Consider the following 23,015-nt stretch of genomic DNA (forward strand, 5'->3'; position numbering starts at 1 on the left):
GTGACAATAGTGCCGGCCAAGGCAACCCGGCCGGCGTGGATTATGGGCGAGACCAGCATTTCTGCCGGGGCCGCTCTGCTATTCGTGATAGGGCAGAACAATGTCTTTCTCGTTGGTGTCGACGACGAACACCGCCAGCAGTTGTGCACGCTCGGTTGTGCTGGCATTTGCACTGACTTTGTGACGGTCGCCTGGGGCCTCTGACCAGCTCTCTCCGACTTTATAGAGTTTGACGGGCCCGTCATTGACCTGGCTTTTGAACGCTCCCTCCAGCACGGTCGCATAGATGAATGCGGAACTTGGATGCCTGTGGGCCGGGGACGATCCACCTGGACCATACTCGACAAGCACGCCTCTAAGGCTTTTGCCGGGGACATTCGGCAGCTCGTGGTCGTAGACGAGTGTTACCTTGGCCGCCTTGGCGCCGTCGGCAAACCCGGACACGGTGGCAGACAGGACAATGGCAGTGGACAGTAGGATGGTTTTGATCATTTGAATTTTCCTTTGGCTGTGACCCCAATTGGGACATCGGAACGGGTATGTCCGTTGCGTATGGGTTACTTCGCAGGTTGCAGTTGCTGGGATTGGTGCAGCCAATCCTTGAACCCGATTTTGCCAATGCGTGCGCCTTCGCCTGGCACCAGCGACTGATCGTCGGACCCGATACCGGAATGGCGAAGCTCGGGGCGCGAGACGCATTTTTCCGTGAGTTGTGAAGCTCTGTCGACGGTCGGCACGGTTGACATGCTCCGCCATTCTTCTCTCCTCATCGTGGTGGATTCGAACCCGTTCGACTACTTCCGAGAATGACCAGAGTGGTGAAATCATTCTATCATGCATGAGACCGAACGCTCTAATCCGCAGGTTTAGTCAACCCATCCCGAAGGTTAGGAACGGCACAAGAAAATGTTGGCCATCGCCCCGGTATGGTGGCGAGGGGGGATGCGCTGATTTGCACGATCACATCCGGTTCGAGACTCAACTCACGACCAAGTCACGATATTCCGGATGCCGAGCCGAGAATCTGGCCATGAAGGTGCATTTCGGCATGATTTTGCGACCGCTCGCGCGGATCAGCTCGAACACGCCCTCTGCCAGTCTCGAACCAATTCCTTGTCCCGAGTATTCGAATGGCACCTCGGTATGGACCAGTATGACTACGCCATCCTCGATCCTGTAATAGGCGGCGGCGATGAGGTCGTCGGAAATAGGCATCTCGTACCGGCTATAGGTAGCGTTGTCTTTGACGGAACTGTTCATGAGCTTTCCTGCGCGGTCGCTAATCAAACGAAGCCGGGTGGAAACGTCTCCGGACCCCTCATGCCGCGGCCATCGTGGCAACCGGATGGACAGCCCGGGAAGCAATCTGCAGGCGGTTCCAGAGGTTGATCGCTCCAATCGCTACGGTCAGGTTAACGAGCTCGCTCTCATTGAATTGCTTCTTTACCAGGGCATAGTCGTCATCTGGTGCTCGGGTCTCGGCCACCAAGGTCAGCGACTCGGTCCAAGCCAGGGCGGCTCTCTCACGATCGGTATACAATGGCGATTCCCGCCAAGCATCGAGCATCAGCAGGCGCATCTCGCTTTCGCCGTGCGAACGCGCGTCAGTCGCGTGCATATGGATGCAGTAAGCACATCCATTAATTTGAGAGGCCCGCATTCTCACCAGCTCTACGAGACTGTGCTCAAGGCCGCCGGCGGCGAGGACTTGCTCGAGATCGACCAATGCCTTGGTGATGCCAGGCGCAATTTTGAAAGGCATGAAGCGCGGAGTCATTTTTGTCCCCCTTTAGGATGGCGTTGGAATTGTACCATCATGATCCCGGGATGCTGGCGACGGCTATCCTACTGAATGTAGAGGGGCGCTATTCCTTCGTTTAGGGTGGCCTATCCGCAGTCGATAGAACTCGTTGCAGCGCGTCCTCCCGTGCAGTCAGACAGATGAGATGCACCAACGCCGGGTTGCGAGCAGCGCATGCTTCACCACAACTCAGTGCAATCATGGATTTCCATGAGGTGCGGTTGATGCAGAGCTGGATTAAGCTGTTGTATGTTTGCGCCAGCCCAAATATCGACTACCAATGGTGTGACAAACCTGGAAGATCCCGAAGTTTGCTTTGCCGGGCGGGAGCAGTCGAATATGCAGATCAAAGTTGACGACCATAAGCCGGTCGAGGAAACACTTCGCGATCGCGAGTGGGAACTCTCGCAGCTCGTAGACTTGGTTCCAGGCCACCTATGGCGGCTGACCCCGGATGGCGAGCCGACTTTCTTCAACAAACGCATGGTTGGCTTTCTCGGGCTGGACGTGGCGGATGCGGACAGGCCGGGAGTGAGCCGATTGCAGGCCGTCATTGAGGCAGTCATTCACCCTGATGATGCAGCGGAGTTTGGTGAAACACTCAGGTGCAGCCTCGTCACTGGCAAGGACTTTTCCATTCGATATCGCCTGCGCCGCAGTGACGGCGTGTATCGCTGGATGTCGAGCCGTGCAGAGCCGATGCGGGATCAAGCGGGCCACATTGTCCAATGGTATGGCCTTTGCCACGACATTGACGACCAGGTGCATGCGGAGGAGGCGCTGAGACGCAGCGAGCGGCAACTCCAGCAGCTCATCGACGCTGTGCCCGCTCTGATCTGGTGCATGACGCCAGAAGGAATACCGTGCTACCTCAACAAACGGGTCTCGGACATCACCGGTATCGCTTTGGAAGATCTGATCGCGCCAGACGGAGCGCGATCCCTGACGGTCATCCATCCGGATGACCGGGACGCGATCGATCGGGCGTTGGCGCGCTCGATCGAGACCGGGGAACCTTTCGTCGGGAGATATCGCCAGTGCCGATCCGACGGCCCCCATCGTTGGGTCGAAAGCCGCGCAGAGCCATTGCGTGACGAGGCCGGCAACATTCTCCAATGGTATGGCGTAAGCGTTGACATTCATGATCTCATGACCGTGCAGCAGACACTGCGCGAGCGGGAGCGGGAGCTTTCACTGCTCGTGGACATGGTTCCGAGTAACCTCTGGCGCTTGACGCCGGAGGGCGAGACAACCCTCGCCAACAGGCACATGGCGGACTTTCTCGGCATGGACCTGGAAGACAAGCAGCAGTTGTCGGAGGTGTTCGACACCATTTTTCACCCGGACGATGTCGAAACGGTTTGGGATGGCCTGGCGCGCTGCCTTCGCACCGGCGAGCGCTTCTCCATGAAGTATCGCCTGCGCCGTGCGGATGGCGTCTACCGCTGGATGTCGGGTCGTGCCGCGCCGCTGCGCGACGAAAGCGGACGCATTGTGCAGTGGTTCGGACTTTGTCATGACATCGACGATCAGGTGCATGCCGAGGAAGCTTTGCGGCGCACTTCGGACAGACTCGCTCAGGCGACCAGGGCAGCAAGCCTGGCCGAACTTTCGGCATCCATCGCGCATGAAGTAAATCAGCCGTTAGCCGCTATCGTGGCCAATTCGCACGCTTGCCACCGTTGGCTGTCCGCAGATCCCCCCAACATCGACCGCGCCAAGATTACGGCCGAGCGCATTACCCGCGACGCCAACTCGGCAGCTGACGTTGTCGGCCGCATCCGTGCGCTTTTCCGCCAGACACCACACGCCAGGTTACCCGAAGATGCCAACCGGTTGATCAGTGAAGTCTGCAGATTTATGGCTGACGAGACGGCAGCAAGGCGGGTTCGCATCAAGACAAATCTCGAGCTGGGCCTGCCATCTGCGGCGCTCGACCGTGTCCAGGTGCAGCAGGTGCTCGTCAACCTGATCCGCAACGGGGTCGACGCCATGGACACCGTGGTCGGCGGTGCACGAGAACTCGAAATACAGTCAGCGCGACATGGATCCGACGCAATACGCATCGAGGTTCGCGACGAGGGAACGGGTTTTGAGGACGTCGAGCGCGTATTCGAGCCGTTCTTCACCACCAAGCAACACGGTATGGGCATGGGCCTCGCCATCTGCCGTTCGATTGTCGAATCGCATGGCGGCCGGCTCTGGACTGCCAACAACGAGACGCGGGGAGCGACCGTCGCCTTCACGCTGCCGTTGGAGGCAAGCGAGGCGCCATGAGCCTGCTGGATGAAATCGTATTTGTTGTGGACGACGACGCAAGGGTGCGCGAGGCAATCAGCGAGTTGCTCGAGTCGTTGGGGTGGCAATCCAGAACATTTGCCGTCGCCGCGGACTATATCGCCGCTGTGAAACCGGATCTTCCTGCATGCCTCATCCTGGATATCGAGTTGCCTGACATCAACGGCCTGGAGTTTCAGAAGCAGCTCTCCGACGACGTCCATCCGCCGATCGTATTCATTACCGGCCATGGCGACATACCATCGTCCGTTCGGGCTATTCAGGGCGGTGCTGTGGATTTTCTGACCAAGCCGGTTGGAGAGCAAGAGCTCGTTACGGCGGTTCGGGCGGCAATCAACCGGGACCGCGAACAGCGATCGGTGCGCGCGGAACTGGCCGAACTTGTTCGCCGGTTGGATGCCCTTACACCCCGGGAACGCGAGGTATTGCCGCTTGTCGTCAGTGGGCTACTCAACAAGCAGGCAGCCGCAGAACTCGGCATCAGTGAAATCACACTTGAAATCCACCGCAGCAAGATAATGCACAAGATGCAAGCAGCATCGTTCGCCGACCTCGTGCGAATTGCTGAAAAGCTGCAGATCCCGATCACTCATTCCAGACGTTCAGGAAGCTTACAAGAATGTACAACTCGAAATCCGTGGTAGCGATTGTCGATGATGATCGGCGCCTGCTCGAATCCCTCGCCGACCTGCTTGAGTCGGCGGGGCACGCTGTGCGGCCGTTCTCATCGGGTCAGATGCTGCTGAACAGCGACGCGCTGCCGGAAATCGATTGTCTGATCACCGATATCGGCATGCCCGGCATGGATGGCTTCGAGTTGCAACGCTTACTGGGCGAGAGACGCCCTGGCCTACCCGTGATCCTGATCACCGGCCGCCACGAAATTGCCGAGCTGCCGCAGGCAAAGCACAACCGGTTTTTTAGAAAGCCATTCGACGGGCAGGCATTGCTCGCAGCGATTGGTGACGCTCTGACTGGAAAGGAGGATTCCCGATGAGTGTTAGTTATCAAATGAGTGACAGCTACAAAAACACGGTACTGAAACGATCCCAAACCGCGGGAAAGTGGGTCGGCGAAGAGGTTGATCGTCCCTTGGTCATCCTTGTGGACGACGACGACAGTCTCCGCGAGGCCTTGCATGAACTGCTGCAGTCAGTTGGCTTGGATGCGGTCAGTTTTGCGTCTACGCGCGAACTGCTTGAGGCGGGGCTACCTGATCGCCCAGGATGCCTGGTGGTCGACATACGCATGCCAGGTCTAAGCGGGCTGGATCTCCAACACCGCTTGGCGGACAACGGTGATTCCAAGCCGATCATCTTTCTCACCGCCCACGGCGACATCCCGATGTCCGTGCAAGCGATGAAGGCGGGAGCAATCGACTTTCTCACCAAGCCTGTAAGGGACCAGACACTCCTCGATGCAATCGCGGCGGGCATTGAGCGCGATGTCGAACAGCGGGTCCACTTGCGGATGGTGAAAGAGCACCTGGGCAAGCTTTCTCTGCTTACGCCACGGGAACGCCAGGTGTTGCGAGAAGTCGCGCTAGGACGGCTGAACAAGCAAATAGCTTTCTCCCTCGGTATCAGCGAGATCACGGTCAAGCTTCATCGCTGCAACGTCATGCGCAAGATGCAACTGACTTCCGTCGGCGAACTCGTTCGCCTGTGGGAATCTCTGCCCGTTGAGGTGCGCGAGATGGTCGACGTCCAGCATCATTGACACTATTGGGGGACAGCGATGCCAGTTTCTTTTGGCGACGGGCATCACGCTGCATCGGCTTGAAGTGCGGCGTGGGCCGGTTCACTCAGGCGCCGAATGACGACCATGGCAAGCACCCAGGCGACCGCCGTGACTGCGATGCACACAGCGGCAAGGCTGGCATAGCCGCCTGCTGCAATCACCGCGCCGGCAGCAAGAGGCCCTATGGCGAAGCCAAGCAAATAAGCTGATCCTGCTGCCGCGGCCCAGCGACCGTTGCGATCGAGCGCTGCGGCAAGGCCGAACAGGTAGGGGATCGAGAAATAGTAGATAATGCCTGACGCAGTGAGTGCCACGATATAGGCAGTAGGGTGGCGCCAGAGGCAGAGCGCGATTGCAACGATCATGAAAGCGGCGCAGAAACATGAGATCGGCAGTGCCCGTCCCCAGCGCAAGTTAAGGACTGTGGCCGCTGCTGCACCTGCCAGACCAATCAGTGTCGTGAGCGTCAGCGCATAGCCGACCGCGATCGTGTCGAGCCCTGCGCGTTCGCCAAGGGGCGTGCTGAACGCATAGAGCGCAGCAGAGACGCTGATGTAGAGCACGATTGCCGAGAGCGTCACGACGCCAAGCAATGGCGGGGCCACCAGCGCTGGACTCTTCACAGTTCGGTCGCCGGAGTTGGCGCGGGCGTCCGGAATGAAAAACAGAAATGGCGCCAGGGCCAAGGTCACGCCGGCGATCAATGCGAGTATGCCGCGATGCGCGAAGGCCTCGGTGACCTGACCGCCGACAGAGAAAAGCGCAACACTGCCCAAGGCCCAGGCAATCTGAAAGTAGCCATAAACCTTGTCGGGATTGCTGGAACGGGAGGCGACAATGGAGAGTGATACCGCATAGAGCGCCCCCTCGCCAATGCCCGCAAGCCCGCGCAGCAGCGCGAGTGAACCCAACGAGAGGCTGAAGATGGATGCCGCTTGGGCGCCTAAGGTTAGGGCGACTGCTGCTAGACTGATGCGCCGATAGGAAATTCGGGGCAGGAACGGGGCGATTGCAATCGCAGTGGCGGCTAGGATCAGGAGTTCCAGGGAGGCGACGAAACCGGCGTCGCGCTCCGAAAGCGAAAGACCGTCCATGAAGCCGCCGATCATCAGGGGAGACATCTGCGCTACGAGTCCGCCGATCAACTGCGCGGCGATCGCACCGACCACCAGGGATGCGGGATCGCGAGCTGAAGAAGAGCAACGTAGCGTCTCTTTCATGGTTTGGCGGCGTTCCTCGTCATCCAGCCTTGAGGGTCGCCACGTCCCGGCCGTCGCAACCCGAATGATGGTTCAGTTGTTTCGCCAAGGAATTGGAGCCTTGCTCTCCTCCAAATCCCGACCCGATCCGCAGCCTGCAGACCGAGTGATGATATTGATGTTGAGAACCCCTTCCGGCGAGCGCCGAAGCATGCAGCACCGCCGACGCTTGACTGCTGGTATACTAACACCGAAGGGATCGGTACGTCGAGCGACTTGGAAGCGGAACTGAACGTCAGTAGATGGGGCAGTCTTGTTGGGGCATCCGTCGCGGGGTAGACTATTTGCATCCCGTATGACCGAGGCCATTCATGCCCGCAGCGGCGGGTTATCCTTGCCCGGAGCTGCTGCCGGTCTTGAGGACAGCTTCGGTGATCGAGTTGGGCAGTCGGCGAGGTTTTTCGATTAATCCGAGCACTGGCATTATGACGATGAAGAATGTGAAATAGTAAAGCGTCGCCAGCTGGGACAGGATGACGTAGACTCCTTCCGCGGGTCGCGACCCCAGCCAGCCGAGGAAAAGACCATTGGCGGCGAAGAGCCAGAAAAACAGCTTGTACCAGGGGCGGTAGACTGCGGAGCGCACCTTTGCCGTGTCGAGCCACGGCACGATGAACAGCACGGCAATGGAGGCAAACATGGCCAGCACGCCACCGAGCTTGGAATCGATCGGGCCAATGTTGAATGTGATAGCGCGAAGGATCGCGTAGAAGGGCAGGAAATACCATTCTGGCACGATATGGGCCGGCGTCTTCAGTGGGTCGGCGACCGTGTAATTGTCAGGGTGGCCGAGATAGTTCGGCAGGTAGAAAATGAAGTAAGCCAGGACCAGCACGAAGATCAATATGCCAAAGGCGTCCTTGACGGTTGCGTATGGCGTGAAGTCGACGATATCGCTCTTCGATTTCACGTCAACGCCGGTTGGGTTGTTCTGGCCGACGACGTGAAGCGCCCAGATGTGCAGCGCCACCACCCCCGCAAGCATGAATGGCAGCAGGTAGTGCAGTGCAAAGAAACGATTGAGTGTCGGGTTATCAACCGCAAAGCCACCCAAGAGCAGTCGCTGGATCCAGTCTCCGACGATCGGGATCGCGGTGAAGAAATTCGTGATAACCGTAGCGCCCCAGAATGACATCTGTCCCCAGGGCAGCACGTATCCCATGAAGGCAGTCGCCATCATCAACAGGAAGTTGGTGCAGCCCAGCACCCACAAAAGCTCCCGTGGCGACTTGTAGGAGCCGTAATAGAGGCCGCGACCGATGTGCATGTAAACCGCGATGAAAAAGAACGATGCACCGTTCGAATGCAGATAGCGCAGCAGCCAACCGGAATTCACGTCGCGCACGATCTTCTCGACTGAATTGAAGGCCAGTATCGTGTCGGGAGCATAATGCATCGCCAGCACGACGCCTGTCAGGATCTGCGAGACTAGCATGACCGTGAGGATGCCGCCGAACGTATAGGCGTAGTTCAGGTTACGGGGGACCGGATAGACAATGAAGGAATCGTAGACCATTCGCGGCAATGGCATGCGGGCATCCAGCCAGCGTTCGATGCCGGTCTTGGGCGTATAGGTAGAAGGTGCACCGCTCATCGAGTTGCTCCCTGTTGCCTGACGTCTCGGACGACCTTGGTCTCTTGCGGGTTATCCTGGCAGCTTTGGGCGTCGGCGCGAGACGGAACCATCCGCTCTTGTGCGGGCATAGTGCCGCCGGGCAGCCGCATTCTGGAAGTCGATCAAAATGCCCTCGCGACCAGGTTTTTCTGTATCAACGCCCCAGAGCCTTAAGATGATCGGCAGCAATTTCGAAAGTGCGAAACGTAGCGTTTTCATTGCCGGTATTCCCCATACAGGTTGCGGACATCCCACCCTGCCAAACTTCCGGGGTGTGAGCCATCATGCCGAGGACGCGTTTGTTCGATACCTTGGTATATGTTTTTCGAGTAGCGGCGACTGGTGCAGATCGATATCTGCTAGTCAATTTTGGACCATTGCTCCCTTTGTTCAATGCTTATTGGCCCATGCCTGCCGCCTCGAGAATAAGCGCTGTTACCGCTTCTGGTTGTGAGATCATCGAAACGTGGCTCGCCTCGAGTTCGACCGTTTTTGCTCCCATACGTTTTGCCATGAAACGTTCGAGGTCAGGATTGATGGTGCGATCGTTCTTGGAGACTGCGTAAAAACTCGGCTTCGATCGCCACGCAGCCTGTGTCGTCTTGCCAGCCAACAATGCCTTGTTAAAGGGAGCCTGCACGGAATAGAGAATCTTGGCTTTCTTCTCGGCCACATCACCCGCGAAATCATTAAGAAAGGCGTCCTCGGTCAGTCGCCCCTCATCGCCGTCGAAAACGATGCCCGCGGTAGCAGGAGGTGTCGGATAGGTCTTGGCCAAGGCGGCATAGTCTTCTCCAGCATCTGGCGCGCGGGCAGCAATGTAGACCAACGAGGAAACGTTCGGATGCACTCCAACTTCTGTGACGATCATGCCGGAGAAAGAGTGACCGACAAGCACTGTCGGCCCGGCCTGGCGGTCGAGAACACGCTTGGCGGCGGCCACAGCATCTGGAAGCGTCGTTAATGGGTTCTGCACCGAGGTCACATTCAAACCCGCTTCTTGAAGACGGCCGATAACGTCAACCCAGCATGAGCCATCAGCGAACAGGCCATGGACAAGCACCACATTCTTTGCCTTGGTGAGGTCCGCTGCCGCTCCTTTCGGAAGAAGGCCAAGGGCGACCCCCATTGCCAAGGCTGCAGAAAATGAACGGCGGGTCATCAGCGTCATGACGGCTCCTTTTTTCCGGATGGCCTCGGGATGAATTGTGAATCCGCCAACCTTGTTACAACTTCGGCGGCGGATGATAGCAAAAACGTCCAAAGCTGTAACCGTTCGATCTCTGTGTGGATGGCGGTTGGGCTGCTTGCACAACGAGGCGGCTGGTGTAGGCAGAAAAGCATCTGTTCGAAAACAGTACTGAGATTGGCGGCATCCAAGCCATGCCTGGCCTTGTTAAAAAGATCAGGCATTTATTTGAGATCAGTCATGTCGAGAGAACTGGCTAGCAAGGTGTGTCCTCAACCTATGGCAGCGGGACCGGCTTGTCGCTGAGTGTGCGCAGGTAGGCGATCAAGTTGACCCGTTCGGTCTCGTCCGGAACTCCGGGTGTCTCCATGTTGACGCCCGGCGTGATGAGCATGGGTCCGAAGAGATATCGGTTCAGGTCCTCGTACGTCCATACACCCTCCCAGTCCAGCAAGGTGTCGGAGTAACGCATATTCGCCAAAGATGCCTTGTCGCGACCCACGACGCGCCACAAGTTCGGTCCTATCTGGGGTCCCTCCTTTGGCTCGGCGTTATGGCAATGGTGACAAACGCGGATGAAGTAAGTTCGGCCTTTCTCGACATTGGCAGAAGCCAACTTCATTGAGACAGGGGCTGGTGCTGGCAAGACGACGCCGTGCGACATGAGGTAGTCGGCGACCTCGCGTTGCGCCGTACGTTTTGCCAGATGGATCGGTGTCTTGCCCTCCATTGACTTCGCATTCACATCTGCGCCGGCCACGACCAGCACCTTCACGCAATTAAGACAACCGATGCTGACGGCGACGTGAAGGGCAAATTCGCCGCCACGTTCAGAATTTGGATCAGCGCCCCGATCCAGCAACAGATTCAACAGATCGAGTTTGTCTTCTCCTATAGCCGCAATCAACGGGGGACCCAGAACCGTCTGAACGTTGACGTCCGCACCACGTTCGATGAGTAGTCTTGCGGCTTCGATGTGATCCGTCCAGACGGCAAGGAAGAGCGGTGTTGCGGTTCCATCACTTTCATCTATGCCAGCGGCTGCATCGAGCGCCGCCGTGATCGCCGCGACATCGCCTTTCATGGCGGCGTCGTGAATGTCGGCAGCATGCGATGCCAGCGGGATGTGCACAAGCAGTATTGGAATGAAAAGCAAGGACACGCGCATTTGGCATCTCCCAAGGTAAACCGCCGTTAAGCGCTATGCTTTCAAGACGGCAAAGTATACCGCGAATGCCTGATCGTAACCACGCTCAATGAATGGTGGCAGCCGTTGGAAGAATGCAAGTTTAGGGAAAACCGGCCCGCCATGATCGGTCGACCTGCCTGGCCCGATTGAATGACTGAGTACCGCGGTCGGACCCAAAGCAAGGAACCTTCAACTAAACAGAACATAGAAAAGTGCGGCTACTGCAGAGCGCCGCCCGATGTTGATTTGGCCCTTGTTCAAGAGTAGTCAGTAGTCCCACCAGGCTGGGACCCAACGAAAGAGATCGCCATCGGCCGCCACCCGGCTGACAGACGGGAAGGGCAAGTGCGTCGACACCAGCCACGAACCGGTTTCCGCCAGCTCCCGCATCAGACGGAGCCGCACGCGGGTCGCCTCCTCCGGGTCGTGTTCGAAACCGTTGTGCCACTCCGGGTGCTCAAACGACACCGGAAATATGGCGTCGCCGCCGAACATCAGCCGGTCGCCGCCGGACGCCAGACGGACAACACTGTGCCCGGGGGTGTGACCGCCGGTGCGGGTGACGACGATGCCTGGTGCTACCTCGGACTCCTCCCCGAACGTACGGAGCTGGTTGCGGTACTCATCCAGGAATTGCAGCGACGCCCGTCGTGCCAACTCCGCAAGCGCCGGCGGCATTCCGGTGCGGGAGAAGTCGGGTGTCTCCCAGAACTCGGCCTCGGCCGCCGCTACGTGGATGCGCAGGTCCGGACGCAGCTGATCCTTCACGCCGTCTACAAGCAGCCCGCCTACGTGGTCAAAGTGCATGTGGGTCAGCACTACATCGGTCACGGACGCGAGATCGACCCCGGCGGCCTTCAGTCGATGGCCAAACTGGCCGGCCCGCGGGAAGTCGGGGTATTCCTCTCCTATGCCACTGTCGATAAGGATGGTCCGGCCGCCATTGCGCACTACGACCGCGTTTAGCGGCCAATCGAACGCGTCGTGCGCCAGGAACCTTTTGTCCAGCCAGGCCCCGCGGATTGCTGGGTCGGCGTTGGTTGCCATCGATTCGGCTGGCGGCGTTAACACGCCATCGCTGATCACCATTACGTCAATGTCGCCCACCCGAACCGCGTAGCGCGATGGAACCAACTCGTCGAATCCCGCCCTGCCGGCGGGTGAGGTGTCGTCCAAGCTCATGTCAATCTCCTGCAGAGTATGCGTTTTGGTGATGCCATTAGTGACCGTTTGCGCTGGAGGTGTAATCAGCCTGTGGTACAGGCGGCGTATGGCCCACGAATAGGCGAAGCACTGTGGAATTCTGGTGCCATTGCACCACCGTCTAATCCGGCTGAATCAGGTGGCTAGATGCTGCAATCAACCCGCAAAGGCCGATAAACAGTTCAGGTGTCGCCGACCAACTTTACAGCATTGTAGTGCCATCGACCGATAGAACCTCGTATTGACGTCGGATACTCACGGCCAATTGCCGGATCCGAATTTCAATACGCGGATGAACATCATCCGAGTTAGATCTTGAATTCTGGAACGCGGACTGCTATAGTCTGCGTTATGGCGCATTTGACTGTGGGCGTGGAGTATGGATTGCACTGCCTGCTCTGGCTGACTGGTCCGCAAGGCCAGCCGGTGAGCAGCCGGGATCTCGCGGATCTGCAAGGCATCTCCCCAAGCTTCGTGGCGAAGATTTTTCCGAAGCTCGAAAAGGCCGGAATTGTGCGGGCATCCGAAGGGGTGCGCGGTGGATACCTGCTTGCCAAGGCGCCAGAGAATATCAGCGTTCTGGAGGTCGTGGATGCGATCGAGGGAAAAAAGCCGCTATACGATTGCCAGGAAATCCGCGGTCGATGTGCTGTCTTCGACAGCCGTCCGCCGGAATGGGCGATCGCGGGCGTGTGTGCAATCCATGCCGTGATGCTGCGCGCAGAGAAAGCGATGCGTGACTCGCTCGCGAGTCAATCGCTCGCAGACATAGGACGGGTTTTGGATCGTAAGGCACCACCTGAATTTTCGGACGAGATCGGTGACTGGCTGGATAACCGCATCAAGTCCCGCGCCCGCAAGCCAACGAAGCGGAAGCGATCATCTGAGGGTAGTGGACGTAGCGGGCAATAGCTTATCGTTAGCGCAAGGCACCGCGGGGATGGTTGATATGAACATTTTGTCGGGAAATGTAGGTGCGGCATCGCGAAAACAGCCCCGGTCCGAGCATGATACGCTGGTTCTTGTCGTCGACGATGACGAAGCCATGCGGCTCTCGATTTGCGAACTGCTGCGATCGGTCGGCATCGAGGCGGTCGGGTTTTCCACCACCCAAGCCCTCATGGACGCCGATGTGTTGGACCATCCTGGTTGCATGATCCTCGATATCCGAATGCCCGGCATCAGCGGTCTCGAGTTTCAAGCTCGGCTGGCTGCAAGCGGAATTTCCGCGTCAATCATTTTTCTCACTGGTTACGGCGACATACCGATGACGGTCCAGGCCATGAAAGCGGGTGCCGTCGAATTCCTGACCAAGCCAGTTCGTGACCAGACGTTGATCGACGCAGTCAACAAGGCCATTGAGATAGACAAGGAAAAGCGGATTCAACAACGCGAAGCCAAGGCCAATATTGCACTCTATGCGACGCTCACGCCGCGCGAGAAACAGGTCATGGCAGCGGCTGTCGAAGGGAAATTGAACAAGCAAATCGCGTTTGATCTGAATATTTCGGAGATCACGGTCAAGCTCCACCGGAGCAACGTGATGCGAAAGATGCAAACTCTTTTCATTACGCAACTGCTGCATGCCTGGCAGTCGATCCCTGCGGACATACGTCATGATTACCCTGCCTAGACTGTCTTATGGGTTCAATGAAGCCGCGATCGATCAGATAACAGAGCCATGTAAAGGCAACGAGTTGCGCGAAAGGTTTTATCTTGGCCCTTGTACCCATGATTGCAGTCGTCGACGACGACAAGTGCTTCCGCGAAGCCCTGGCGGAACTGCTCGAGGTGTTCGACTTCAAATCCAAGGCCTTCGAAGGTCCGGAAGGCTTTTTGGCTGCGCACACCAAGGGCCGGTTCGACTGCCTGATAACCGACCTCAAAATGAACGGGATGAGCGGACTGCAGCTTCAGCAAAGGCTGATATCCATCGATCCCGGACTGCCGATAATCTTCATTTCAGCGCAATCAACCTCCGAAGAAAGGTCACAGGCCCTTCGTGGGGGCGCTGTGGCATTCTTGAATAAGCCGATCGACGGCGACATTCTGTTCAGGCACGTCAATATCGCCCTCAATCGACTGGCCGGACCGTAACGGCAACATCGTATGGGAAACGCAGATGGAACTGGCTTTGACTGCAGAGGGTGGCGGCATTGAGCTCGACGCGAGTCAGAAGCGCTACCGCAATCTTATCTCCTGCTTACCGATCCCGGTCTGGCAGATTGATGCCCGGCCGGCGGGACGCATTCTCGACCGTCTTAAAGCCAGCGTCATTGGTGACTTGGAAACATATCTGGACGAACATCCGGAGTTGGTGGACCTTGCAAGTGAGGCCCTGCAGGTTTTTGCGGTCAACGACGAAGCCATCCAGCTTTTCGGGGGGAAGCATAGCTCGGAATTCCTCGGGCCGGTGTGTTATCTGTTTGCCGGAACTCCCGGAGCGGCAAAACGTGTGATGCTGGCGCATGCCACAGGTGCCCGCAATCACGTCGAAGAGCTGGTAATTAGTACCTTTGACGGACGTCTGGTCGACGTGTTGCTGTTGATAACCTTTCCGGTCCCGGGTGATCGTCTTGATACGACGATCCTGATGATGATCGACAACACGGCGCGTCTTGAGGCTGAAGCCAAATTGCGGAGCGTCGAGGCCGATTTCTCCCATGCGGCACGACTTTCCACCTTGGGAGAAATGGCCACTTCGATCGCGCATGAGATCAAGCAGCCGCTTGCAGCAATCCTGATGAACGCACAGACGAGCCTGCGCTATCTCAGGAAGGCAGAGCCAAATCTTGAAAAAGCAGAACAACTGACAACCCGTATCGTCGAATGCGCCGAACGGGCAAGCGACATCATCGGCCGGATCCAGGATATGGCGGGCAAGCGTGCACCGACCAACGCCTTGCTTAATTTCAACGATGTCGTTGACCAGTGCCTGGTTTTCCTCCGCCACGAAAGCGAAGAAAAGGACATCATCATCAAGAGCAGGCTGCAGCCAAACCTTCCACTCATCCGCGGAGACCGAATTCAATTGCAGCAGGTGATCGTCAACTTGATCGTCAACAGCATCCAGGCGATGAGGGCAATACGGCATGCGCAACGGGAGATCCACGTTGAGACTAGTCTGGACAAGAATGGTCAGATCGCCTTTTCGATCTGGGATACCGGCACCGGTATTCCAATCGATCAACTGGAGCATATCTTTGATGGATTTTTCACGACGAAGGAAGACGGCCTGGGCATAGGTTTGGCCATCTGCCAGTCAATCGTCAAAGCCCATGGCGGAACGATAACCGCAGCCAACCATTCGGACGGCGGGGCTCTATTTCATTTTTCAATCCCATCGGAAAACAATTCACTGGTAAACAACTCGGCGTTTACCAAGCCTCCAGCTTCAGTAATCCCGCGTGAGCGCATTTCGGGAACCTCAAACGCTTAGAGAATAAGATGACCCATGCCTGGCTGGTGGTTTCGCTGGCGAGCCGAGCCCGGTCGTGAGCTCGCCAGCGATGGCTAATGTGCGCCAGCCGCCGTAGCCGCTTTCGGTTTTTCGGCGAACAACAGCGCTATCGCGGCAATAGCAAGAAGAACGCCGATAACCGCAAAAGTGTCGCCGAAACCGAGGATCAACGCCTGTCGCTTGACGAGCCGACCAAGGGCGACAACGGCCTGTTGGGCAGCAAGGGCATGATCGGAAACGCCATGGGCGATGAAATAACCGGTCAGTTGGTCGAGCCGTTGATGAACCTCATCACGGGCGAGAGTAACCGACTGGCCGATGATGTTCGAGTGGAACTGTTCACGCTTGGTCAGAACCGTTCCTAGCGTTGCCGTTCCAACAGCACCGCCAAGATTGCGCAGCATGTTGGTCAAGCCCGATGCGGCAGCAGCGTCAGCAGCAGCAATGCCTGCCGTCGTGATGGCCGTGATCGGCGTCAGGACCAGAGCCTGTCCGATTGCACGAACGATGTTCGGAATCCAGAACTGATCGCCAGCATTGTCGGGTGACAGCATGACATTCATGAAACAGCTCGCTGCGAAAATGCTGATGCCGAGAAAGCCGATGTAGCGGGCGTCAAAGCGCTTCATCAAGACCGGAACCAGCGGGATCAGCAGCAGTTGTGGAAGGCCGGTCCAGGCAAGCACATTGCCGATCTGTTCGGCATTATAGCGCTGCACCTGTCCAAGATATTGCGGCAGGATATAGACGGTACCGAACAGGGCGACACCGACGAGAACGTTCACGATCACGCCGATAGCAAAATTGCGCTGTTTCAGGAGGCTGAGTTTCACCAAGGGTTTTTCGACGGTCAGCTCGATCCAGATGAAAGCTACCAGGAACACGACCGCGACGGTGCTGAGCTTTAAGATGAAGGGCGAGGAGAACCAGTCCTCCTTGTTACCTTCCTCAAGCACGGTCTGGAGAGCCGAAAGCCCGACAGCCATGGTGAATATGCCGGCCCAATCACCCTCCTTCAGCAAATGAAGCTGCATCGGCGCCTTGTCCAGAGTTGCGGCCAGAGCAATGGCCATGACTGCGCTTGGAATAGCGTTGATAAAGAAGATGGTCTGCCAACCGTAGTTCTCGGTGAGGTAACCGCCGATCGTCGGGCCGATCGCAGGCGCGAATGTGACAGAAAGGGCGAAGAGCGCAAGTCCGACCGGCTGTTGCGCCTTGGGCAGTTTCGTCAGAACCATGGTGAAGGCCATGGGGATCAACACGCCCCCAGCAAAGCCCTGCAGGCCCCGCATGACGATCATCGAGCCGAGGTCATCGGCAAAGGCACAGGCTATCGAAAACAGCGGAAACAGAATCGTGTTGACCAGTATATAGCGGCGAAATGAGAAGACGCTAGAGAAATAGGCGGTCAGCGGAATCACAACGATTTCGCCAATGAGGTAGGACGTTGAGATCCAGGCACCGTTATCGACGCCAGTGCCGATGCCGCCTTCGATATCAAGCAGCGACGCATTGGTAATCTGGATGTTCAGGATTGCCATGAACGCGCCGATCATCCCCGCGAGTACGGCTATCCAATCTGTCGTGCTGGCACGCGGCTGCGATACGGCTGCGGCGTTGAATGTGATGGCAGACATGACACGATCCTCCTGCCGGCAATCAATGGCTCTGGCGCTGGATAGCGTCTGCCTTGGTGTCGATGCTTGGTTGAACGGACATGCCCGGCCGCAGGTCGCCGGCGGTAGCACTATCCGCATCAAGTACGATCTTCACGGGAATGCGCTGAACAACCTTGGTGAAATTGCCCGTCGCGTTGTCAGGCGGCAGTAGCGCAAATTCCTGTCCGCTAGCCGGAGCAAGGCTATCGACGTGGCCGTGATAGACCCGGTCCGGGAACATATCGACGTCAATATCGACCGCCTGACCGGCATGAACATCGGTCAGCTGCGTTTCCTTGTAATTGGCAATCACGTACACTGAAGCCGTCGGAACGACAGTCATGAGCTGCGTTCCCGCCTGAACGTACTGGCCGACGCGCAGCGTGCGGTTGCCGACGACGCCGTCCACGGGCGCTATGATGGTGGTGTAGGACAGGTTGAGTTGGGCCTGGTGCTGGACGGCGAGATCATGCTCCAGAGCCGCCTTAGCCTGTGCCAGTTCAGCCTTGAGCAAACCAACCTGCTTCATCGCAGCGTCCAGCGCGGCGCTATCACGAACGATAGTGGCTTTTGCCGCGGCGATCTGCGAGGCGGCCTGCTGGGCATTCTGAATGTTGCCATAACCACTGGTGGCAAGCGTCGAATAGCGCTTGTTGTTTTGTTCGGCAAAGATGGCATTGGCCTGGTCGACATCGACTGTGGCGCGCGCTGCTGCGATGACGGACTCCTGGATTTCGAGAGAGGCTTGCTTTGCTTCAATCGTTGCCTCGGCGGCTGCGACATCGCCTTTCGCCTGCTCCAGCGCAGTCTTGAAGTCACGATCGTCGATGCGGGCGAGGGGCTGCCCCGCTTTCACCGGTTGATTGTCCTCGACAAGGACATCGGCAATATAGCCTGAGATCTTTGGTGCGACCGAACTATTGTCAGCTTTTACATAGGCATCGTCGGTTTCGACGTGAAAGCGGCCGACCGTCCAGTAGTCGTGCCCGTAATAGGCGCCGGCGGCGATCAGGAGGATTGCGGCGGTCCCAAAAAGCAATCGACGGCCTTTTTTGCGCACCGGTGTTTCGTTTGCACTCGGCGTGGTGATGGCATCGGGAACGTGAACCGGCTTACCCGCCTCGGCGGTTGGAACAATTTCGACAGTTTGGGCAATATTACTGTTCAGGGCTTGCAGCTTGCTCATTGTGGTCTCCGAATTTCCGGGTCGCCGTCACATGGGCTGCGGCCTTTGGTTGATGAAAACTTCATTTAGGAAACTTGATATTTTCCAAAATACGCCGTATAAGAGAGTTGTCAATGATATTTTGGAAAATGATGATGGTTGTAAATCACAAGATCGAGAAACGCCCGCGAGGCAGGCCCCAGGTGCGCTGCGACGATGACACGAAAAGCCTCATCATCGAAGCTGCCAACGCGCAGTTTCATACAAGTGGCTATGCAGCGGCGAGTATCAGCACCATCGCCCAAAATGCCGGTGTTTCGACGAAAACCCTGTATCGGTTGTTTCCTAACAAGGCGGATTTGTTTGCCTGTATGTTAACCGATCGAATCGACAGCTTTTTTCTAGCGATCAACCCCGACGCCTACAAAGATGAAGGTCTTAGGGAAGGCCTTGAACGCATTTTGACTGCGTATGGCGCGCTGACTCTTTCAGAGGATACCATTGATATCATTCGTCTCGTCATCGGCGAATCCGATCGGTTCCCGGAGCTCGCCGCATCTTTCTATGAACGGGCGATCGTCAAGACGAATACGGTGATGGAGGCCTGGCTTCGCGAGCAGGTGGCACGCGGGCGGATCACGCTGGAAGATCCGCACGCTGCCAGCGGCATGCTGCGCGGAATGATGGTCATGGAGCCGCAGCGCGCGGCCATGCTGCGCCAGGAGGCGGCGCCGCAGGGCGAAGAAATAGTGGCTCGAGCCAAGATGTGTGCGGATTTGTTCCTGAAGGGGTGTGCAGGCTAGGTTCTCAATGGCTCAGCTTGCTGGTGCGCGACCACATCCACGCCGGGCCGCTCTGGCCTCGGTGACGAGGTCGTCGAGCTTTGCGAAAAAACCTGTCCCACAGACATTCTGCCGCTTTATTTGCGATTGATCTCAGCTCTTCCGTAAGCAAGCAACATTACGAGAATAACGATGCCGTAGATGATCTGCCTCCCGGCTTCCGGCATTTGCATCACAGCGAGGATTGATTGCAGTAAGGTGATGAGAACAACGCCGGCAATTGTGCCCAGATAGTTGCCGCGCCCGCCAAGAATATTGGTGCCGCCGAGGACGACGGCGGCGATGGCAGGCAGCAGATAGGGATCGCCCATCGCCTGATAGGCTTTGGTAGAATAGCCCGCCAGGAGGACGCCCGCAAAAGCCGCGGCGGCGCCCGATAAGACAAAGCACCATATGATGACGGCGTTGGTATTGACGCCCGAGAGGTAGGCTGCAGCCTCGCGGTTGCCGACGGCATAGACCCGTCGACCGAAGCCGGTACGCGTCAAAAGAAAGATCGTGAATGCACCGACGACAGCCCATAAGAGCAAGGCGTTCGGGATACCGAGGATCGGCCGCCCGACCGCGAGGAAGTGCATCGCGTCCGTGGCATGATCCTGTGGCGCAAAGCCACCCGTGTGCAAGACCATCAGTCCCTGGACAACGGCATTCATGCCGAGTGTGAAGATCATCGAAGGCAGTCGAAGGTAGGCGACACCAAGTCCGTTCAGCAACCCGACCATCGCACCGCAAACTATCCCAACCGGGATGGCCAGAATATTGCCGGTCTCGCCGTACCATCCCGCAACGGCTGTCGCCATCATCGCGCCGAGTGTGACCGTCCAGGGGATCGACAGGTCGATATGGCCGATCAGGATGACCATCATCGCCCCCGAAGCGATAATGCCGAGGAAGGCGCTGATCTGGAGTTGTTGCAATAAATATTCGGGGGAAAGGAATTCGCGGGAGTAGAGGGCTCCGCCAAGCAACATCAGTACGATGCAGGAGAATGCGATGACCAACGAACGATCGACTGAAAACCGAACTGTCGGCAAGACACCGGCCGGGAGTTTCGACTCGCTCATGTGAAAAGCTCCAGGCGGTTGCGAATGCGAAGGACACGCAGGGCGCCAAGGCTGACGGCCGCAAGCAGAACGACACCCTGGAACAGTGGCTGCCAGAGTGGGTCGAGGTCGAAGACGAAAAGCAGATCCTCGATCGTGCGCAGTACGAAGGCGCCGAAGATCGATCCAATCGCCGAGCCCCAGCCACCGAACAGCGATGTGCCGCCAATTACGACCGCAGCGATGGAATTGAGTGTATACGTTCCGGCGATCGGCGCCGACGCCTCTCCCGAATAAGTGTTGAAGGTCAGCATCAGACCCCCAACACTCGCGAGTAGACCTGCAAGAGTATAGGCCAGTAGCTTGGCTCGCTGCACAGGAACGCCGGACATGTAGGCAGCCTGCTCATTCGAGCCGACAGCATAGGCCGCACGACCAAGCACCGAATTTCGGTAAGGTAGCCAGACCACCGATACGATCGCAAGGAGAACGACCAAGGCAGTCGGTACGACACCGAACAACTGGCCGGTGGCGAAGTCGGCAATATCAGATTGTACATCGCCGCCGGGACCGGGACGAATAAAGAGCGCGATACCGTAATATACAGCGCCGGTCGCCAACGTAGTGATGATTGGCTGGAGCCGACCCCAGACAACAATTGCACCGTTTATGAAGCCGGCCAGCGCGCCCGTGCCCAGTACAATTACGATCCCGAGGAGACCCTCGCCGATCGTACCGATCACCAGGACCGATGCCAGGCAGTTGGCGAGAATGAAGACCATTCCTACCGAAAGATCGAGACCGCGCGTCAATACGGGCAGAGTCTGCGCCATGGCGACCAGCGCAAGCAAGACTGCCTTGTTCGCCGCTGTTGTTGCTACAGCGGCAGTCAGCCCGACCGGGTGATTGCTGACATAGATGATGAACATCGCGATGAAGAGACCGATAGCGGCTAACAGCCCGCCATTGTGATGGATACGATGGCGAAGATTATTCATGCCACCTGTTCCTTCTCATCCACATTCAATGCCGTTTCGATGATGGTGCGCTCATTCAGTTGATGGCTCTTGAGTTCCCGTGTGATGCTGCCGTTATACATGACGAGCACGCGGTCACAGCACCCGATCAATTCCGCATAGTCGGTGGAATAGAAAAGCACGGCTACTCCTCTGTCCGCGAGGTTGCGAAGCAGCTGATACACCTCCTGTTTGGTGCCAACATCGATGCCACGTGTGGGGTCGTTCAGAAGAATGATACCGGGATTGGTCATCAGCCACTTGCCCAAAACCACTTTTTGCTGGTTGCCCCCCGATAGGGTTGAAACCGGAGCCGCCAAATCGTTAGTTTTGATTTTCAGGCCATCAATTATCTTTTCGACAGCAGAGTGTTCCTTGGCGCCATCGAGCCGTAGCCACCTCTGGAAGTGAGACAGGGAACCTAGGCTGATGTTGTCGCGGATGTTCATTGGCAGCAGCAGGCCTTCTGTCTTTCGATCCTCGGGAATGAGCGCCATTGGAAGGCAAGCCCGCATCGCCGAACGGGGTCCCGACAGACGGTGCGGTTTGCCCGCTATTTCGACCGTGCCGGATACACCCTTGAGCACGCCGAAAAGCGCCAACAGCAGCGAGCGCTGTCCCTGACCGTCCAATCCTCCCAACCCGACGATTTCGCCCTTGCGAATATCAAGTGAGATATCGCGCAACTGAGCCCCCCATGAGAGGTTCTTGGCAGACAGTGCTACCGGCTCCGCCTGCTTCGGTGCCGGCTTGTCAGGATAGTGATGGGTCAATTCCCGGCCTATCATCATCTGGACGATGGCGTTTACCGATCGCTCACCCTTCTGGAACGTTTCGATCCGACGCCCGTTGCGAAAGACGGTGACGGTGTCGGCGAGGGCCTCGATTTCATGCATCCGATGCGAAACGTAGAGGATACCAACGCCTTCAGATCGCAGATTACGGATTATCCCGTAGACACGTTCCACATCGGCGGCGGTCAGTGCCGAGGTGGCCTCGTCGAGAATGAGCAGCTTAGGCTTTTTTGCCAAAGCCTTGGCGATCTCCACCATTTGACGCCGTGAAAGTGGCAGGTCACGAACGAGTTCGAGTGGATGAACATTCTCGCAGCCGATCAACGCGAGCAGCTCACGTGCCCGCTCGCGCTGCGCACGTCCGTCGATCAGCCCTCCACGCAGCGGAGGTGAGACGATTGAAAGATTATCCGCGACAGTCATGTCGGGCAGGAGCGACAATTCCTGGAATACACAAACCACGCCTGCGGCCATCGCTTCCGTCGGGTTGCGAAAATTCACGCGCCGGCCTTCGACAATGACCTCGCCGTCGCTTGGATCAGTTACGCCAGCTGCAATCTTGATGAGTGTCGATTTTCCTGCGCCGTTTTCGCCAATGACCGCGTGAATCTCACCTGGATAAGCGGCGAAATCCACCTCGGTCAGCGCAGCGACGCCGCCATAGTGTTTCGAGACAAGTTTCATTTCCAGAATTGGCGCGGCCTTCGGCACGAAACACCCTCCCAACGAAAATCGGGGTGCAG

The 23,015-nt window shown here is 57.5% G+C and carries 23 protein-coding genes and 1 pseudogene; 10 read left to right on the forward strand and 14 right to left on the reverse strand.

Features of this window, described 5'->3' with window-relative positions; genetic code table 11:
* Positions 1-78: 78 nt before the first annotated feature.
* A complete protein-coding gene (locus tag K9U38_RS15880) occupies positions 79-492 on the reverse strand; it encodes a cupin domain-containing protein (protein WP_224495322.1) in 414 nt (137 codons plus the stop codon).
* 47 nt (positions 493-539) lie between these two features.
* On the opposite strand from K9U38_RS15880, the gene K9U38_RS15885 reads away from it, so the two are divergent.
* On the forward strand, positions 540-716 hold the full coding sequence (locus K9U38_RS15885) for a hypothetical protein (RefSeq protein ID WP_224495323.1): 177 nt from the start codon (positions 540-542) through the stop codon (positions 714-716).
* A gap of 262 nt (positions 717-978) precedes the next feature.
* Here the strand turns inward: K9U38_RS15885 and K9U38_RS15890 are convergent, their stop codons facing one another.
* Positions 979-1,260 carry a GNAT family N-acetyltransferase gene (locus K9U38_RS15890; protein ID WP_224495324.1) on the reverse strand — a complete coding sequence of 94 codons (282 nt, stop codon included), beginning with the start codon at positions 1,258-1,260 and terminating at the stop codon, positions 979-981.
* A gap of 58 nt (positions 1,261-1,318) precedes the next feature.
* Positions 1,319-1,777, reverse strand: a complete 459-nt coding sequence (locus K9U38_RS15895; protein WP_224495325.1) for a carboxymuconolactone decarboxylase family protein — start codon at positions 1,775-1,777, stop codon at positions 1,319-1,321.
* Positions 1,778-2,176: 399 nt separating this feature from the next.
* Between K9U38_RS15895 and K9U38_RS15900 the strand changes: the two are divergent.
* The 4 genes and pseudogenes from K9U38_RS15900 to K9U38_RS15915 form a co-directional block, all read left to right on the forward strand.
* A pseudogene (locus K9U38_RS15900) lies at positions 2,177-4,078 on the forward strand (PAS domain-containing sensor histidine kinase); the annotation flags it as partial.
* Entirely contained in the window at positions 4,075-4,743 is a 669-nt protein-coding gene (locus K9U38_RS15905; protein WP_224495327.1) for a response regulator transcription factor, read from the forward strand. The pseudogene K9U38_RS15900 and the gene K9U38_RS15905, both read left to right, overlap by 4 nt.
* Positions 4,719-5,096, forward strand: a complete 378-nt coding sequence (locus tag K9U38_RS15910) for a response regulator transcription factor (RefSeq protein WP_224495328.1) — start codon at positions 4,719-4,721, stop codon at positions 5,094-5,096. Before K9U38_RS15905 ends, K9U38_RS15910 begins: the two co-directional genes overlap by 25 nt.
* Positions 5,093-5,818, forward strand: coding sequence for a response regulator transcription factor (locus K9U38_RS15915; protein ID WP_224495329.1), 726 nt, complete (start codon positions 5,093-5,095; stop codon positions 5,816-5,818). Before K9U38_RS15910 ends, K9U38_RS15915 begins: the two co-directional genes overlap by 4 nt.
* Before the next feature lie 44 nt (positions 5,819-5,862).
* On the opposite strand, the gene K9U38_RS15920 is transcribed toward K9U38_RS15915, so the two are convergent.
* The 6 genes from K9U38_RS15920 to K9U38_RS15945 form a co-directional block, all read right to left on the reverse strand.
* On the reverse strand, positions 5,863-7,059 hold the full coding sequence (locus K9U38_RS15920) for an MFS transporter (RefSeq protein ID WP_224495330.1): 1,197 nt from the start codon (positions 7,057-7,059) through the stop codon (positions 5,863-5,865).
* A 367-nt stretch (positions 7,060-7,426) separates the two neighbouring features.
* Positions 7,427-8,692 carry a cytochrome b gene (locus K9U38_RS15925; protein WP_224495331.1) on the reverse strand — a complete coding sequence of 422 codons (1,266 nt, stop codon included), beginning with the start codon at positions 8,690-8,692 and terminating at the stop codon, positions 7,427-7,429.
* A 51-nt stretch (positions 8,693-8,743) separates the two neighbouring features.
* Complete coding sequence (locus K9U38_RS15930) at positions 8,744-8,932, reverse strand: hypothetical protein (protein WP_224495332.1); 189 nt, start codon at positions 8,930-8,932, stop codon at positions 8,744-8,746.
* A 178-nt stretch (positions 8,933-9,110) separates the two neighbouring features.
* Positions 9,111-9,884 (reverse strand): alpha/beta fold hydrolase, encoded by a 774-nt coding sequence (locus K9U38_RS15935; RefSeq protein ID WP_224495333.1) that lies wholly within the window; start codon positions 9,882-9,884, stop codon positions 9,111-9,113.
* 295 nt (positions 9,885-10,179) lie between these two features.
* Positions 10,180-11,070: an ankyrin repeat domain-containing protein gene (locus K9U38_RS15940; RefSeq protein ID WP_224495334.1), complete on the reverse strand. Its 891-nt coding sequence runs from the start codon at positions 11,068-11,070 to the stop codon at positions 10,180-10,182.
* 288 nt (positions 11,071-11,358) lie between these two features.
* On the reverse strand, positions 11,359-12,273 hold the full coding sequence (locus K9U38_RS15945) for an MBL fold metallo-hydrolase (RefSeq protein WP_224495335.1): 915 nt from the start codon (positions 12,271-12,273) through the stop codon (positions 11,359-11,361).
* A 372-nt stretch (positions 12,274-12,645) separates the two neighbouring features.
* Here K9U38_RS15945 and K9U38_RS15950 point away from each other — a divergent pair, with 372 nt between their 5' ends.
* The 4 genes from K9U38_RS15950 to K9U38_RS15965 all read left to right on the forward strand — a co-directional run bounded on the left by K9U38_RS15950 (position 12,646) and on the right by K9U38_RS15965 (position 15,733).
* Complete coding sequence (locus K9U38_RS15950) at positions 12,646-13,206, forward strand: RrF2 family transcriptional regulator (RefSeq protein WP_224495336.1); 561 nt, start codon at positions 12,646-12,648, stop codon at positions 13,204-13,206.
* Positions 13,207-13,243: 37 nt separating this feature from the next.
* Positions 13,244-13,927, forward strand: a complete 684-nt coding sequence (locus tag K9U38_RS15955; RefSeq protein WP_224495337.1) for a response regulator transcription factor — start codon at positions 13,244-13,246, stop codon at positions 13,925-13,927.
* An 83-nt stretch (positions 13,928-14,010) separates the two neighbouring features.
* The gene (locus K9U38_RS15960) at positions 14,011-14,391 is read left to right on the forward strand and encodes a response regulator transcription factor (protein ID WP_224495338.1); all 381 of its coding nucleotides are present in this window, start codon (positions 14,011-14,013) and stop codon (positions 14,389-14,391) included.
* Between the two features lie 25 nt (positions 14,392-14,416).
* Positions 14,417-15,733 carry a sensor histidine kinase gene (locus K9U38_RS15965; protein WP_224495339.1) on the forward strand — a complete coding sequence of 439 codons (1,317 nt, stop codon included), beginning with the start codon at positions 14,417-14,419 and terminating at the stop codon, positions 15,731-15,733.
* Between the two features lie 74 nt (positions 15,734-15,807).
* Here the strand turns inward: K9U38_RS15965 and K9U38_RS15970 are convergent, their stop codons facing one another.
* Positions 15,808-17,391 (reverse strand): DHA2 family efflux MFS transporter permease subunit, encoded by a 1,584-nt coding sequence (locus tag K9U38_RS15970; RefSeq protein ID WP_224495340.1) that lies wholly within the window; start codon positions 17,389-17,391, stop codon positions 15,808-15,810.
* A gap of 22 nt (positions 17,392-17,413) precedes the next feature.
* Complete coding sequence (locus K9U38_RS15975; protein WP_224495341.1) at positions 17,414-18,598, reverse strand: HlyD family secretion protein; 1,185 nt, start codon at positions 18,596-18,598, stop codon at positions 17,414-17,416.
* A gap of 134 nt (positions 18,599-18,732) precedes the next feature.
* Between K9U38_RS15975 and K9U38_RS15980 the strand changes: the two genes are divergently transcribed.
* A complete protein-coding gene (locus K9U38_RS15980) occupies positions 18,733-19,380 on the forward strand; it encodes a TetR/AcrR family transcriptional regulator (RefSeq protein ID WP_224495415.1) in 648 nt (215 codons plus the stop codon).
* Between the two features lie 116 nt (positions 19,381-19,496).
* Here K9U38_RS15980 and K9U38_RS15985 read toward each other — a convergent pair whose 3' ends face one another.
* Genes K9U38_RS15985 through K9U38_RS15995 form a run of 3 tightly spaced genes read right to left on the reverse strand, consistent with a single transcriptional unit; the run spans position 19,497 to position 22,983 of the window.
* On the reverse strand, positions 19,497-20,483 hold the full coding sequence (locus K9U38_RS15985) for an ABC transporter permease (protein ID WP_224495342.1): 987 nt from the start codon (positions 20,481-20,483) through the stop codon (positions 19,497-19,499).
* Positions 20,480-21,460 carry an ABC transporter permease gene (locus K9U38_RS15990; protein ID WP_224495343.1) on the reverse strand — a complete coding sequence of 327 codons (981 nt, stop codon included), beginning with the start codon at positions 21,458-21,460 and terminating at the stop codon, positions 20,480-20,482. Before K9U38_RS15990 ends, K9U38_RS15985 begins: the two co-directional genes overlap by 4 nt.
* Entirely contained in the window at positions 21,457-22,983 is a 1,527-nt protein-coding gene (locus tag K9U38_RS15995; RefSeq protein ID WP_224495344.1) for a sugar ABC transporter ATP-binding protein, read from the reverse strand. Before K9U38_RS15995 ends, K9U38_RS15990 begins: the two co-directional genes overlap by 4 nt.
* Positions 22,984-23,015 lie beyond the last annotated feature (32 nt).

The organism is Phyllobacterium lublinensis, from assembly GCF_020164435.1.
Taxonomy (GTDB): domain Bacteria; phylum Pseudomonadota; class Alphaproteobacteria; order Rhizobiales; family Rhizobiaceae; genus Phyllobacterium; species Phyllobacterium lublinensis.